The 14,307-nt window shown below is 67.0% G+C and carries 12 protein-coding genes and 2 pseudogenes; 7 read left to right on the top strand and 7 right to left on the bottom strand.

Features of this window, described 5'->3' with window-relative positions:
• Nucleotides 1-158: 158 nt before the first annotated feature.
• The 3 genes from ACQP1V_RS43380 (at nt 159) to ACQP1V_RS43370 (ending at nt 2,736) form a co-directional block, all read left to right on the top strand.
• Nucleotides 159-596 carry a VOC family protein gene (locus ACQP1V_RS43380; RefSeq protein WP_433426477.1) on the top strand — a complete coding sequence of 146 codons (438 nt, stop codon included), beginning with the start codon at nt 159-161 and terminating at the stop codon, nt 594-596.
• A gap of 326 nt (nt 597-922) precedes the next feature.
• Nucleotides 923-1,138, top strand: coding sequence for a hypothetical protein (locus tag ACQP1V_RS43375; RefSeq protein ID WP_387418253.1), 216 nt, complete (start codon nt 923-925; stop codon nt 1,136-1,138).
• Nucleotides 1,139-1,437: 299 nt separating this feature from the next.
• Nucleotides 1,438-2,736 carry a hypothetical protein gene (locus ACQP1V_RS43370; RefSeq protein WP_433426475.1) on the top strand — a complete coding sequence of 433 codons (1,299 nt, stop codon included), beginning with the start codon at nt 1,438-1,440 and terminating at the stop codon, nt 2,734-2,736.
• Nucleotides 2,737-2,839: 103 nt separating this feature from the next.
• Here the strand turns inward: ACQP1V_RS43370 and ACQP1V_RS43365 are convergent.
• Nucleotides 2,840-3,136: pseudogene (locus tag ACQP1V_RS43365) on the bottom strand (tyrosine-type recombinase/integrase); the annotation flags it as partial.
• Between the two features lie 155 nt (nt 3,137-3,291).
• Between ACQP1V_RS43365 and ACQP1V_RS43360 the strand changes: the two are divergent.
• On the top strand, nt 3,292-3,981 hold the full coding sequence (locus ACQP1V_RS43360) for a DUF4097 family beta strand repeat-containing protein (protein WP_433426472.1): 690 nt from the start codon (nt 3,292-3,294) through the stop codon (nt 3,979-3,981).
• A 56-nt stretch (nt 3,982-4,037) separates the two neighbouring features.
• On the opposite strand, the pseudogene ACQP1V_RS43355 reads toward ACQP1V_RS43360, so the two are convergent.
• The 4 genes and pseudogenes from ACQP1V_RS43355 to ACQP1V_RS43340 form a co-directional block, all read right to left on the bottom strand.
• Nucleotides 4,038-4,233: pseudogene (locus ACQP1V_RS43355) on the bottom strand (DUF3626 domain-containing protein); the annotation flags it as partial.
• Between the two features lie 445 nt (nt 4,234-4,678).
• Nucleotides 4,679-5,497, bottom strand: coding sequence for a hypothetical protein (locus tag ACQP1V_RS43350; protein WP_433426470.1), 819 nt, complete (start codon nt 5,495-5,497; stop codon nt 4,679-4,681).
• Entirely contained in the window at nt 5,497-6,249 is a 753-nt protein-coding gene (locus ACQP1V_RS43345) for a ParA family protein (protein WP_433426468.1), read from the bottom strand. The genes ACQP1V_RS43350 and ACQP1V_RS43345 overlap by 1 nt, the downstream gene beginning before the upstream one ends.
• Before the next feature lie 700 nt (nt 6,250-6,949).
• Nucleotides 6,950-7,696 carry a nuclease-related domain-containing protein gene (locus tag ACQP1V_RS43340; RefSeq protein WP_433426465.1) on the bottom strand — a complete coding sequence of 249 codons (747 nt, stop codon included), beginning with the start codon at nt 7,694-7,696 and terminating at the stop codon, nt 6,950-6,952.
• A gap of 252 nt (nt 7,697-7,948) precedes the next feature.
• Between ACQP1V_RS43340 and ACQP1V_RS43335 the strand changes: the two genes are divergently transcribed.
• Nucleotides 7,949-8,344, top strand: coding sequence for a hypothetical protein (locus ACQP1V_RS43335; protein ID WP_433426462.1), 396 nt, complete (start codon nt 7,949-7,951; stop codon nt 8,342-8,344).
• Nucleotides 8,345-9,639: 1,295 nt separating this feature from the next.
• Here the strand turns inward: ACQP1V_RS43335 and ACQP1V_RS43330 are convergent.
• Nucleotides 9,640-10,644: a hypothetical protein gene (locus tag ACQP1V_RS43330; RefSeq protein WP_433426459.1), complete on the bottom strand. Its 1,005-nt coding sequence runs from the start codon at nt 10,642-10,644 to the stop codon at nt 9,640-9,642.
• Nucleotides 10,645-11,710: 1,066 nt separating this feature from the next.
• Here ACQP1V_RS43330 and ACQP1V_RS43325 point away from each other — a divergent pair.
• Both ACQP1V_RS43325 and ACQP1V_RS43320 read left to right on the top strand, forming a co-directional pair.
• A complete protein-coding gene (locus ACQP1V_RS43325) occupies nt 11,711-12,106 on the top strand; it encodes a hypothetical protein (protein WP_433426512.1) in 396 nt (131 codons plus the stop codon).
• Between the two features lie 530 nt (nt 12,107-12,636).
• The gene (locus ACQP1V_RS43320) at nt 12,637-13,056 is read left to right on the top strand and encodes a hypothetical protein (RefSeq protein WP_433426456.1); all 420 of its coding nucleotides are present in this window, start codon (nt 12,637-12,639) and stop codon (nt 13,054-13,056) included.
• Nucleotides 13,057-13,530: 474 nt separating this feature from the next.
• Here the strand turns inward: ACQP1V_RS43320 and ACQP1V_RS43315 are convergent, their stop codons facing one another.
• Nucleotides 13,531-14,277, bottom strand: a complete 747-nt coding sequence (locus ACQP1V_RS43315) for a tyrosine-type recombinase/integrase (RefSeq protein ID WP_433426453.1) — start codon at nt 14,275-14,277, stop codon at nt 13,531-13,533.
• Between the last annotated feature and the right edge of the window lie 30 nt (nt 14,278-14,307).

The raw sequence follows: 14,307 nt of genomic DNA, 5'->3' as shown, positions 1-14,307 counted from the left end.
CGCCACGCCCACAGCATCGCCGCCACCGTGTTCGCGATCAACCCCGCCGGCATCGGGCGCCGGGATGGTCCAGCCGCGCTGCCGCCGGAACGGATGGTCCGTCCGACGTTCTGAGTTGTGATCGCGGGACGTATGGCCGCCTATGGGAGGATTGGTTCGTGGGAGCATCAGTGAGGCAGATTCAAGTCACTTTCGACTGTGCAGAACCTGAGCGCGTTGCTCGTTTCTGGTGTGAGGTGTTGGGGTACGTCGCGCCGCCGCCACCGGAGGGGTTTGCCAGCTGGGACGATTTCAATCGCACGCTGCCGCCTGAGCAGCGGGATTCATGGTTCGCATGCAGTGATCCCTCGGGCGCGGGCCCGCGGTTGTACTTCCAGCGTGTTCCCGAAGGCAAGGTCGTCAAGAATCGGCTGCACCTTGACGTGCGGGTGGGGATCGGGCTGGTGGGCGAGGAGCGCCTGGCGGCCCTTGAGGCCGAATGCTCGCGGCTGATCCAGCTCGGCGCGGTACGCGTACGGCTCCTGCCTGCCGATGAAGTAAACGAGTCGGTCGTGGTCATGCAGGACGTTGAGGGCAACGAGTTCTGCCTCGCCTGAGTGGCAGGCAGGAGCGAAGAGCCCGGCCGGCTATGCCGGCTCCCATTCGCCGACCTCGAACTCCTCCACCACAGCCTCGGCCCCACTCAAAGGGGTCATGCGTCACGAGACCTGGCGGCTGGGGACACGTTCGGGAGCGGAGGGCCGTCTCCGGGGCCGGGGTCACCACCACCACCCGGCCGCGCGCAGTATTTGCATGTGGCCGTGGGAAGGGGCGCCGTACCCAGTACGGCGCCCCTTCTACATCTCGCGGAAGTCAAAAGTTCTTCGGCGACACGCCGCGTAACTGAATGCATAGATCTTGCTAATACGCCATGATCTCCTCCATGGCTGGGAAACCAGGGAGACGCAAGCGGTCACAGGGGACCGGCGGCACAGTGCCGCTGCAAACCAAGGTGCCGGCTCACGTCAAGGAGCGGTACGAGCGGCTCGCGGCTGTGCGCGAGATCTCGCTCAGCATGCTGTTTGAAGAACTGATCGATGAGCTCGACCCGCACGTCACGGGACCGCAGGAGGAGACCGCTCTAGAGATGACCGCATAAATACGTAGGGCCCCGGTTACCAACCGGGGCGCTGCCTACGACATCCGGAGAAGTCCGCCTCAACGGGGCACCACACCCGGCGGACGTCTCACCAAAATTCCACTGCTCGCCTACCAAGCGAGCACCCAGACCCAACAACGGAGACACGAAACGCCGGTTACCAGCCGGCCCTTCGTCGTGCCTCTGACAGTCCGACATAGACGGATGACAGTCCGACAGAGACGGATGACAGTCCGACAGAGACGGAGACCACGATAGCCGATGGTCGTCCGGCTAGCCCAGCATGTCCGAATTTGGGCGTGTCGCTGCGACGGGGCAGCGTGCGGGAAGCCGAGAAGAACAATGCCCCGTCTCGCCCGCGTACGCCCTACTACGAGGGCGCGGAGCATCTGCCCGCGATGCTGCGCCGGACGTGGTTCCGCCTTGCCGCGCTGAAGCGCTGGCGCGGCGACCTCGCCGACGAGTGCGCCTGGCGGATGGTGCGGCACCTGACCCACTGGGCAGACGAGCGCGGCCGCCTGGCCGACATGCAGGCCGTCATGGAGTCCTACGCCACCCGCCACCGGGTCAGCGTCCGTATCGCCTGGGCCGACTTCGGCCGACTGCGGCCCCTGGGCCTGGTACGGCAGACCGCCGCCCCCGCCCCGGGCCGGCGGGCCCGCTACGTCCTCAGCGTGCCCGCCGAGCTGCCCGCCGAGCTGCCGCGCACGCTGGCCAGGGCTGTACGAGACGAGATCGACCCCGCCGCCAGCCGAGCTAAGGGCACCATCACCCGAGCACAGGCCGACGCTCTGCTCGCTGACTGTGAGGTGATCCGGCAAGGCTCGACCACCGGGCCCGCACGCCACACTGCAGGCGGTTGTGGACGACTTCACACGTCTCCTTATATGCAAGAGGGCTCTCCCCCCTCCCCTCGGCGAGCAGACCGGCCGAGCCTGCCACGGCCGCACCGCACCCCGTATCGGGGGATCAGCGACGAAGAAACAACCTCTGGCCTTTACTTAGTACAGATCTGCGGACCGCTGTGGGCAGCTCAGCGAGGCCAAGCCCGCGGCCTCGCTGACGCCGAAGCCGCGGAAATCGGGCGGCTGGTCGCCCTGCTGCTGCGCCGCCTGCCCAAATCCGAGGTCGTCGAGCTGCTCACCGAGCAGACCGGATCGGCCGCCGACCTGGCCCGGGTCGTACGCTTCCGCATCGGCCGCACCCTCACCGCGCTCCGCCGCCGGGCCGAGGTCCCCGCCGACGAGGACGGCCAGAGCTACGCCGCAGGGATGGCGGCCCGGGCCGCCGCGGTGGCCGCGCAGCACGAAGCCACTACGACCAGCCGGCACGCGGTTCGACGCGCGCTGGAGGAAGCCCGAGCGAGGACCGCTGCCCGAGATGGACGGGACGGAGCCGACAGTCGGAGCAGCACCGTGGCCCCGCCACGGTGGGCCGCCGAGCCCGAGGAAGTGTTCGCAGCGACGCTCAGCGAGCCGACCCCGAGCCGTACGGGCGCCGGTTGGGACGAGCGTGCGTGGCTGGCCAACGCCGCGGCGTTCGCCAGAGCCGCTCAGCACGGGCAGCACCAGGACCACGACAATGAGGGGTCCCGGTAGCAATGAAGAAATTTCCAACGAAGTAGCCCCTGACCTGCGATGACCCCGGAATCTACGGCCAAGATCTCGATTCGCTTACGGTGTAGGCCATGCCCGCGATGATCAACTCTGCTGATGAGCTGCCAGAGGCAGGAGCGCGCCGGTCGGCCAGGAACACCGGTCCGGTGGTGCGGCCGGCCAACAGGCGGGGCAGCAGCCGGGCGGTGGGGGTGGCCCAGTGGACGTACTCGATGGCGCCGCCCTTGGAGACGACCCGGGCGCGCCGGAATTCCAGGTCGAGGTCCTCGACGTTGAGCGTGAGGATTTCCTCGGCTCTGGCGGCCGTTTCGTACAGCAGCCTCCACAACACCCGTTCGCGCAGGGCGTGGGCGGGGTCGGTGAAGAGGTACTGGTGTCTCGCCTATTCCCTGAAGTGGCTCCCCTGACCGCGAACGGACAGGGTCGCCGGCACCAAGGGCATGCCCAGCTATGGGGTCGCGGGGTGGGGTTCTCCCGGGGAACCGTCGGGGACATCCCTGATGCAGGTTGGGGGGAATGTCGGACAGGATCGACAGGATGAAGATCACTGCGATCGCGGGCGGCCTGCTGGCCTCCGCGATGCTCCTGACCGGGTGCGGCCTGGACGCCATCAGCAAACCGAAGAACGAGGAAACCAGCACGTACCAAGTCAAGGAGAAGGTGCAGCAGCTTCACCTCAGAAGCGGCAGCGGGAACGTGGCCGTCACCGAGTCGGACGCGACGTACGTCAGCGTGACCGAGAGGCTCTACTGGAGCAACGACAAGCCGCAGGCAGGGCACAAGATGAAGGGCGACGCGCTCTCCGTCTACTACGACTGCCGGAAGTCGTGGGGCACCTGCGGGGTCGACTACAAGGTGGAGATCCCCAAGGGGGTACAGGTCAACCTGGACGCCGGCTCGGGCGATCTGACGCTAAGGTCACTCACCGGCCCTCTGGACCTCAAGGTCGGCTCTGGCGACATCGAGGGCGACGGCCTGGGCGGAAAGAAGCTCCTCGCGGAGGCGGGGTCCGGCAACGTCACCCTGAAGTACGCGGCCGCACCGGACGGTGTCGAGCTGTCGGTCGGCTCGGGCGACGTCGTGCTCACCGTCCCCGACGAGACCTATGACGTCAACACCAGGACGACATCCGGTAACGCGAACATCTCGGTCAAGAAAGACAGCTCCTCACCGCGCAAGATGTCTCTGACCACGGGTTCCGGAGACGTCACTGTCTCGGCTGGGTAACCGGCTTCCCTGCTCACGTCCCAGTTGCCGCCGTGCGAGCTGGCGAGGTGGCGCGGCGGCGCCTCGTCGTAGGCGCCCGCGCGAAGATGCGGCTCTTCCCGCGCCACCTGTCCCCGCCGGGATGGGCGGTCAGGCCCCCGTGGCCGGTCCCGGTGACGAACTGGGACAGGTAGACGCCGTCCTTGCCGGCCTGTCGAGGATTGCCAGCTCGCCCACCAGGCGGTCGGGATGGAAGTTGAGCGTCACACGCAGGCCGGGATCGACCGGGCCGTGACGTCGCTGAGGGCACGTGCGTGTGCCGTACCCGACATGTCTGTCGTCATCATGACCCGTCGGACGCGTGCAACAGGAAGGCCAGCACATCGGCGAGCAGTGCCTGCTCCTGGTCTCTGGTCGAGCCGGCGCCATGCCAGCCGTGCTCCTCGACGCGCATCAGCACCGGCCGACCGGAGTCCGTGGCCGCCTGCAGGCGAGCAGCCAGCTTCGCCAGGCCGTCCGCCCCCGTGGTGGACCTGAACGCTCGCCGTAAGGGCCGTTAGGCCCTGGTCGACTCCAAGACCGACGACAACGAGCCGGAATGGCGGCTACGCAACCGATAGAAGCCGCTCGGCACGGTGAGGGGTGCAGGCCGTACGGCTCGCACCCCTCACGCTGTTGATCTTGTCTACCAAAATCGCGGATTGGTAGACAAGATCAACTAGACGTCGTCGTCCTTCGGGAGATCTGCCTCCAGCTCGGCCGCCGCCTTCCGGAACTTCATCGCCAGCTCGCGGGCCCGATCCGGAGCCTCGGCTGCCACCTGGCGAAGGCCCCGCAGATCCTCAAGCTCCCGCAGCATCGGCTCATACCGAGGCCATGCCAGCACGACCGGCTTCGCCTCAGGCTCCGGCGGAGCTGCCAGCGCGGCCCGATAATTCAGGTCGATGGCCGCCTGCTCCAGCGCAGCACCCGAGGTCCGGCCGCGCTCCTCAGCCAGCTTCCACACAGCCTGCGCCGCTTCCACGCCATGCTGATCGACCACCGGGACGATCGCGCGGAGCTGCCGTTCGTTCGGCACCTCCGACGTGACCGGCCCAAGTGCCTTCATCGCCCGCACGGAGTCGATGAGCTGGTAGGCCCGCGGGCGTGACATGCCCCACCGCTCGGCCACGTACCGCTCGAACGAGGCGAACCCGGCCCCCTGATACAGCGCGTTGTCGCGGATCTCCTGCAACGCGGGCCCGGCGGTGAGTCGCCAGTACCGCTCCGCCTTGGTGAGTACCGTCTCGACCTTGCCCCGAGCTCGGGAAATCAAGCCCTCGTAGTGGTGGAACTGCGACTCCACATCGGCATCAGCCGGGGCCAGCGCGAACTCTGGCTCATCCGGAATCATCCCGCTCGATGGCGGCAGCACCATACCGGTGACCACCCGCTCGGCGGCAGGGGCCTCGGCTACTAGCGCGGACACCTCCGCCGGCTCCTCGTTGGGTGTCTGGCCGACGTTGAGTTCGGCGAAGCTTGTGCGCCTACCAGCCATCAGCGGACACCGCCTCGCTGGCCGAGTTCCAGGGCCAACCGGTAGAAGTCCTCACGCGCCTCCATCGCGACCCGGTTACGGGGGTACTGGGTGACGACCAATCCTTCCGCGCTGGCGCGTGTATGGATCTTGTAGTGGCGGATCACCGTCCGGGACAGCGGCCACCCCTGACGTGTGACGAACAACTCGGTGTCCTCCAAGTCGGCCCGGCCGTCTCGAGGATCCCAGTTGTTGATGACGACGAGGAACGGCAGCCCGCGAGGCTTGATGACCTTCTCGATCGTGTTCCAGGTCGGCTGAAAGGACAACGGCTCCGGCTCGATCGGGACGAGCACTTCGCTGGTGTTGTCCAGGACTGCTCGCAATGCCTTGGCATCGTCGCCACTGCCGAGCGGGTCCACCATGGAGTCCATCCCGGACATGTCGATCCAGCCGGGGGTGTCCACCACGACGTGGCCGACCCCTGGCAGGGTCGGCATGGTCATCAGCCCGGCGAGGTCGTCGTGCGCCTGGATGAAATCAAAGGGCAGCGCCCGCGCAGCGGCGCGCTCGGGGTCCGTCTTGGACAGTTCCTCGAAGACGCGCGACACCTGGTCCGACCACCAGGTAGCTGACCCCTGAGGGTCGATGGAAACGGCGACGGTCTTCTCATCAGAGCGGGCGGTCTCGGCGAAAACCGCCGCCAGGTTGACGGTGATGGTGGATTTACCGACGCCACCCTTTTGGTTGAGGACCGTCGTTACCTTTGCCATGTGCGACTCCTGTTCCGTGTGCTTCCCAGCGTTCCGCTGGTACTTCGGATTCGGGAGATGACTATCCCAGGAAAGCCCCTGGCAAGACAGAAGCCGCGACAGGAGCCCTGCGGCGTGTCCGTGTCAGCGGTCTCCCGAACGACGACGACGCCTAGTTGATCTTGTCTACCAATCCGCGGTTTTGGTAGACAAGATCAATAACATGGACTGCGCCACCCAGTGAGCCCACGCAATACGACACCCGCGCAACCTGCATGAGCCCGATCCACAGAAAGGCCTCGGGGGCTCCGCCCCCGAATCTCGCGCCTCGCCGGCGGGACAGGCTCCGGGATGGGGGAAGGGCCCCGCCGAACGATCTTGCCCGCAGGTGGTGCCGATGGGTCGCTGGCCCATCCCGTCGTCTCTCCTGGGCCTACCACGGAACCTCTCCGACCCGCCCGAGCTGACTGAGGTCGAGGCGATCGCCGCGCTGCTGGCCTAGTTGATCTTGTCTACCAATCCGCGGTTTGGTAGACAAGATCGCCTTGCCAACGCGGATGCCGTCGAGCTGCTCGTGCTCGGTCACACCTGTTCCGAGGCCGCCCTGGCCGATCTGCGGTCCCGCCTGACGGGACGTCGTACGCGAGGCCCACCAGGGCGCGGCGGCCGCCGAGGAGCGGGTCGCACCCCTTTAAGGCAGCGCACGGCCCGAGATATCTGGTCACTTGTCTGGTCCCCCGGCCGCCGGTGGCAACGCGGAGGCAGCGGCGGCCGCCAGCAGGCCGACTGTGTCGACGTCGAGCTGCCGGCCGTGCCGCAGGATCCAGTTGGGTACGCGCCGGGCTCGCAGCAGTGTGACCCCGTCCACGGCCAGCGCGCCCCATTGGGGCATCTGCGCGCCGTGCACGGCCATCACCGGGACGACGTCGACCCGGCGGCCGGTGGCCCGGGTCAGCGCCGTACCGACCGTTCGCGCCTCGAAAAGCACGGGCGTGACGACCGGCCCGGCGGGGCGCTTGCCGATCCAGATCCGGCCGCGGACCCCGCTGATCCGGGTACGGCGATCCCACTTCTTGGAATCGACCACGAACACCCCGGCCGGTCCGATCACCAGGTGGTCGACGTTGGCCCGGCTCGCGGGCAGTGCCCGGTCATGCAGCACCGTGTAGCCGGCGCGCTCCAGGCGGCGCAGCAGGCGCGCGGTCGCGCGCTCCCCCGCCGCGCCTTTGCGCCAGGCCGTCACGCCCGAATGACTACGCCAGCGGTGGACCGCGTCGGCGGCCGCGGCGACCGCCGCCGCCGCGAGCCCGGCCCGCCAGCCGAGTACCCACGTCCCCGCGCCGCCGACGGCCGCCGCGATGGCGGCCCGCGCCGTCCATCGCCGGGCCCGGGTGAGGGCGAGCTGTGCGCGGTAGTGCGCCTGAGCGGAGGCGCCGGCCGAACCGGTGCCGGGAGTGTGAGCGGTCAACGGGCCACCTCCACAAAACGCGAGTCGGTGACCGAAACCATACGCTCCGTGATCGTCGAAGGCCCGCCCTTGCCCCTCCGCACTGCCCCCGGACGGTGCCCCAAGAGCGGGCGACCGGCCCGTCCGCTTGCCTGTCCGCAGGACCCGTCGCTATCCAAGATCAGGAAAATCCAAAGGCGAGGTATCAAGGTTTCTCCGATACGAGGGGCAAGATCGCTGCCCCCGCGGGCGTGGAAGGAGGGCCGCCGGGCGGTGGCGTGGGTGACCGTGCGCGGTCCGCCCGAGGAACAGGTGGTACCGGCTCGCCGCCGGGAGCGGCTGCGACCGCATCACACCTACCGGCTGGCCAACGGCACCACGGTCCACCTGCATGACCCGTCGCTGGCGCGGCCGCTGATATGGATCGGCGAGGGCCTTGCCGAGGTCGGCATCATGCCGGAAAGGCCGCTGACCACCGAGCAGCAGAGCGCGGCCCGCGCGCTGATGGACGGCGTCGACTTGGCCGACGTCTACGAGCCGAGCGAACTCGAGTACGCCCGCGCGCATCGCGACGCCCGGGTGCGGGTCAGGCTCGGCGCCGACGATTGGGAGCCACAAGGCCGCACTGGTACAGGCCGTGACGATCGCCCACTTCGGTGCCCGCCGTAAGGGGTGGGGCGATCGGCGCCGATCGCCTTCGGCGCCCGGCATCGAGAATCCCCCGATCAGGTCAGCAGCATGGTCCCGGGCCACGTGGTGCGCCAGTTCGGCACACCAGGTCGTGGACCTCCTCGAACTGGCCGTTTCGGTCACTGCTCCACTCGAATCCAAGTGGGGGACTTCCCATGTAGGTAGCCCCTAGAGGTTGCCGCGCGGGAGCTGCGCGTTAGGTGCCTGCTCCTGGGCAGCCCGCTAACGATCAGCCGGGTTCTCGGAAACAGCCCCCACCGAACTGGCGGAGAACGGTCCACCAGCGCCTCCGCGTCTCTCGCTGTCGGCGGTGACGCGGTCCCGACGAGACTGCGGTGTTGTCGCCGGTGTCCGGAAATCCGCGGATAGGTGGCCACCAACTAACAGCGACGTCATCGGTTAGCGCCGACCGTGCCAGCTGCGGCTGGCAGTGGGCTGACAGCTCGCGTTCCCCGGCCTCGGATGTGATGGCCGGAGCATCAGTCATGTAGCCGTACTGCCAGTACCACCTTTGGATGCCTTGCGACACGCAGACGTAGAGGATGTCCATATTCGTGGAGCGCTGCGCGGCGTACATGGTGATCTGGTCCCAGCTGGCAATCATCGTCTCTGTGGCGGATCTCCCGGCGTAGACGCCGGTGAACACGTATACCTCTGCCTTTTCATCACATCCGGCTCCGGCCGGGCTGCTGATGCACGGCTCCTCGAGGCCGAGAATGGCCTGCCGCCATGGCGGCCAAGCCGACGCGGAGAGCACGCCCAACAGTGTCCCCATGACACACCAGTCCAACGAAGTCATCGTGATTCCATTCGTCGCAGGTTCGGAACCCGGCGCCGGGCGCTATCGCGGCCCCTGCCGTCGAGGACGGTCAAGCGCCAGCGGGTCTTTCCGTACTCACGCCGAGGTGCCGATACCCGCCACGAACTGCCCTTACAGATGGCACATCTGCCTGTCGAACGTCGACATCAGCATCATGTGTGACAAGGCCGATGCTTCTGTACGGGCTCTGCAGGCAAGACATGAGAGGAGAGCGGCTGCGATGTCTCCCATCGCAGCCGCTCTATCGCGGTGTGTTCCCATCCGCACCAATTCCCCAGGTGCGAGGCGCGAGATGGAAACGATCAGCCGGGGCACCGGGATCGACCCCTGCTGCCGCGATCTGGACGAGAGACGCTCACCAGCGCCTTCACGTCTCTCGTTCTCGGCGGTCGTGCGGTGCCCGCCGAGGCTGTTGTGGTGATGCCGCCCGTGTTCTGGGCTCCGCAATCACCAGTTAGCGCTGGCCACCCCAGCCGCCACGGCCCGGACCGCCGGTGCCAGGACCGCCGGTGCCCGGACCGCCGGTACCGGGGCCGTGAGTGCCGCCGCCCCAGCCGCCGCCGGGAGTGCCGCCACCCCAGCCGCCGCCGGGAGTCCCCGAGCCCGGAGTGCTAGGGACCGGAGTGCTCGGGCTGGAAGTCGGGCGCGGCCAGCCGTGGCCGCCCCAGCCACCAGGGTTGCCCCAGCTGCCGTGGTTGCCCCAGCCGCCGTGGTCGCCCCAGCCGCTGCCGGGCCCGCCCCAGTTGTGGCCGAAGCCGCCCCAGTTACGGCCGAAGCCGCCCCAGTTACGGCCGAACCCGATCCAGTTCTCGCCGAACCCGAACCCGCGTCCGGGAAGGCCGTACCAGCCGCCGGGGAGACCCGCCACGGTCTGGTTGCACCAGGAGCCGGGCAGAGGGAACGTGCGGCCGTTCAGGAGGTAGACCGGCTGGCTGTAGCTCGATCCGCAGGAGGGCGAGACGTACACCCCGCCGTTCACGATGTACTGGCAGCTGGGCAGCGTGTACGAGCGGCCGTCCAGGACGTACTGGTGAACGCTCTGGCCGAGCCGGTAACCCGGGAGGCCGTACCAGCCACCGGGCATGCCGGAGATGACCTGGCGCTGCCAGGTGCCGGGCAGAGGGTACGGGCGGTTGTTCAGGAGGTAGACCGGCTGGCTGTAGCTCGATCCGCAGGAGGGCGAGACGTACACCCCGCCGTTCATGATGTACTGGCAGCTGGGCAGCGTGTACGAGCGGCCGTCCAGGACGTACTCGTGACTCTCCACGGTCGTCTTGACGGTCCGGACGGCCACCACGTCCCCCCTGGACGTGGTGTAGCCAGGCCCCGCTATGCCAGAGCTGCCGGCCGTCTGTGTGGTGATGCTCGCCGCGTTTGCGGCCTCGGTAGCCACTGCCGCAGATGCGATCACGGCGGAGGCTGCGAAGACGCCGATGGCGAGGGCTTTCTTCATCGTCAAGAGACGATTCCTTTCGTGAGGTTTGCGGAATGCGCTCTTACCGGTGGTGCCGAGGGCGCATCCCAGGAGCCGCGTCTGAGAACGGCGCGGCGGAATGTGTAGCTCAGTCGAAATGGCGCGAATCGGACTTCGGGTAAGAACCCCCTCCGAGGGGCAAAGGGATACGAATCCTTAATCGAAAACGCACTCCGAGATCACAGATCTCTGATGTCAGCAGATTTTGATGACATTCGCGGGTTGAACAGGTCGAGAGTCTGCACTCCCGCCGCTGCCGCGATGGCATCCGCCGTGGTACGGCGGCACGTGCCTCGCTTGAGTAGACCGTCGATGCACTGCCTGGTGAGGTCCGCGTGGCGAGCAAACTCGGCCATGCTGCGATTGTGTCCCAACATCACGGCGCGTAAGAGCGCCACGCTCCGCAGGTGCATCTGCGGCTTTCCCGCCATGGCCAACCATCTCCGATGGAGTAGTGCGTCATCAGATTCCGCTGACAGTTCGACTGCAGGTGGCACTGTAACCACAGCAGATACTCGGATGCACGTGGAACCGAAAGATTCTGCATACGCGTCTAAGGGCGGGGGATCCTTTGTCCGGCCATCTTGCTGACAAACCCGCACCGGGTTTCGCAGAGGATTGCTCTCTGTTATCAGGATCCGGTGGGCATGACGGGCCGCGATCACTACGGACAGAGTCCAGAGCCGGCAACCAAATGCCGTTGCGACGTGTGGCGGAGTGCGGCACCGGTCGGATCGCGGCGCGACCAGCGGATCGGCATCCGGCGTCAGATCGGTGGTCACCCCGCGGCCACTGCTGGGATCGCCTGCGACGCGTCCCGCGACTTATGCCGGCGCCCCGAAAGCCGGGCGAGGTCACATGCACCACCCGCCAAAACCGCACACGATTGATCATTTCGGTGCAGGTGGGGTGGAGATGGGTGAAACGTAAATCGTAATTTCCCGATACACCATCGCCGTTGCTGTTGGAACGCGCCAGGCTGTCCGCATCTGAGCCTGCCAGTCACATACAAGCGGACATAGTGGCACAGAAAGGACGCGGTGGGTGGTCCGTGTCATCGCCGTTACAGCCGTCAATAGAGTTCCGTCGCACGCCATTGCCATGTGGCTGCCCAGGACTGATCAGCCGCACGTTTCCGGGGCCTCGGATCCTCGCCTTTGTCGATGAGGCGCAGTTCGCCCCGGAGTTGGAGGACCCTCTCGCCGAGATCGGCATGATCAAAATACTCGGCCTGCTCCAGCCCGTCGAAGAGACGCTCCCGGACCCTGCAGTCCGCATACGCGTTCGACGAACCGGAGATCTCGGGCATGAGATCGCGGTGGCTGAGATCGCTCGGAAAGAGATCACTGTCGGGGTAGAAAAGAGTCTTATTTCCGAAGATTTAGCCAATTTCCTGAGTGAAGCGGGCACTTCGGTTACCCGCGACTTCATCCGACGGATGATTTGAGGGCCGCCAGGGCATAGCCCCAGCGGCCCGCTGTCCTCCGTGATCGCCGAGCGGCGTGATGGCGCCGGATCGGCGATCTGCGGGGCAGCGAAATGTGAGGTTGGCGCAGGTGGTTTCGCCAACTCGGATCGCCATGTGGACGCGCATGAGCGCAGCCTGCTCGTGCGGAAAGTGACCGCGGGCCATGACCGCCCGCCAGGCCCGTGCGTTCGTCGAGCAGATCACACCTGCCTGGGCCTCTCCGTGCCGAAGAGCGCAGTTCTTCGCCCAAGCGCGCATCGAGCGGCCGGTCATGCCGGGCCTCCCGCGCGGGATATAGAGGGCGATCGCGGGCAAAGGGCGGGAAGCCGAACCCGTTCAACCGACATGACTCGCAGAGTCGTCGAGGTTGCGACAGAGGCGTGCTTTATCGGTCATCTTGCTGACGAGGTTGCTGCCAAGGCTTGCAGAGGATTGCTCCCTGTCGTCAGGATCTAGCGGGCATGATGGTCACGATCACGACGAAGAGATTTCGAGGAGCTGACAACTAAATGCCGCTGCGACGCGTCGCTGCCGATCGGCCTCCTAGTCCCCTGAGCGACTTCATCCGCGACCACATCAGGGACGTGGGCCTCAGCATCCGCACGCTCGCGTTGCAGTCCGTGAGCCCGACCACGGGCCAGAATCTCACCGCCCAGTGGATAACCGACGTGCTGAACGGCCGTGTGCCCCGAATGCCTGATAGCTGGCGCCTGGACGCCCTTGCGGCAGGACTCGGACTGGATCCGGACAGCGTGAAGGCGATGGCCATCGCTCAGTGGATCGGGTGGGACATCGCTGACATCCAGACCGATGCGGGAGAACGCCTGATCTTTCGTGTGCCCAAGGGCTGTACCCCTGAGCAGCGCGCACGCTTGGCTGATGAACTCGGACGAATGATCACTTCGGCAGAGCTGAGAACGAAAGAGTGATGTTCACGCGGGCAGGCCCCAGGCCATCGCCTACGCCCGCGGTGAGCTGAGCGAGGCCGAGTGGGCGGCCGTGCCCGGCCTGGAGCCGGTCTGGTGCTACTGGCTGCGTCGGCTCCGGATCGTCACGATCGCCGCCGTCGACCAAGCGCTCGTCGACGCCTTGGCCGCCCGTCCTCCGACCGACCATTTCGCCCGCATTTGACCGGGGCCCCTTGTAACAGCTCAGGAAGCCGTCCCGTTCGTACGCCCCAGTCGCGCGCATCCTCGGCCACAGTAGGGGGCAAGCGGGCAGGGGAGGGTGAGATGCAGCAGTACGGTGAGCAGCCGACGACCCCACGTGGCCGCCATCCCTACGGCGGAGCCGGAGACGGGGTCCCCGTAGTTCTCAGGAAATTTCGGGCGGATATGCCTGACCTGCGGTGATTCTGATCAGTGCGTGGCCATGCGGGCGGCGAGTTCCTCCGTGCTGGGCGTTTAGGTACCGCGTTGAGCGTCGATCTCGTCCAGCCGTCGGTGGGTGCCCTCCTTGGACGGCTTGAGGTACCGCTGTAGCGTGCGGCGGTCTTCGTGACCGGAGAGGTTCATCAGGTCGGCCTCGGTGGCGCCGTCCTCTCCGGCGTGGGTGAGCCGGGAGTGGCGTAGATCGTGCAGGTCCCAGCCACTGGTAGCGGTGCCAAGGTGTCGTTCGGCGGTGCGGTAGGTCATCCGGCGCCGTCGACTGCTCTTGTCGAACCCCCCGGAGCGCGCGGTGCCGTCCTCGGGTGCGCGGCGGGTGGACAGGAACACCGGCCCGGTGCGGCGGCGGCCGAGGAGCTGGCCGAGCATCCGGGCGGTGCGGCTGTCGTAGAGCAGGTCGTCTTCCTTGCCGCCCTTGCGGATCGTGCGGGCACGCCGGTTGGCGCGGTCCAGGTCCTCGACGTCCAGGCGCAGCACCTCGTCGGCGCGGGCGGCCGTGGAGTACAGCATCGACCACAGCGTCCGGTCCTCCAGCGACTGGCGCTTGTCGATGATCAGCCGGTCGATCTGTTCGCGGGTGCGGACGCGGTTGTCGGTCGGCTTGGGCTGGTGTTCCCGGTCGAGTCCGGCCAGGACCGCGGTCGGGTCGCCGATCCAGTCCTGTTCGTGGAAGTAGGCCAGGGCGACGGGGTGGCATTCCTTGGGGCCGCGCCCTCTCGTCAGCCGATCCTGATCGCCTGCTCCCTTCACATTCGACCAGCTCACCGCCATAACGAGAAACAAGATCTTTCTCAT

It is taken from the genome of Microtetraspora malaysiensis, assembly GCF_050947145.1.
Classification (GTDB): Bacteria; Actinomycetota; Actinomycetes; order Streptosporangiales; family Streptosporangiaceae; genus Microtetraspora_A; species Microtetraspora_A malaysiensis.
This window is presented reverse-complemented; position numbering and strand designations above follow the sequence as displayed.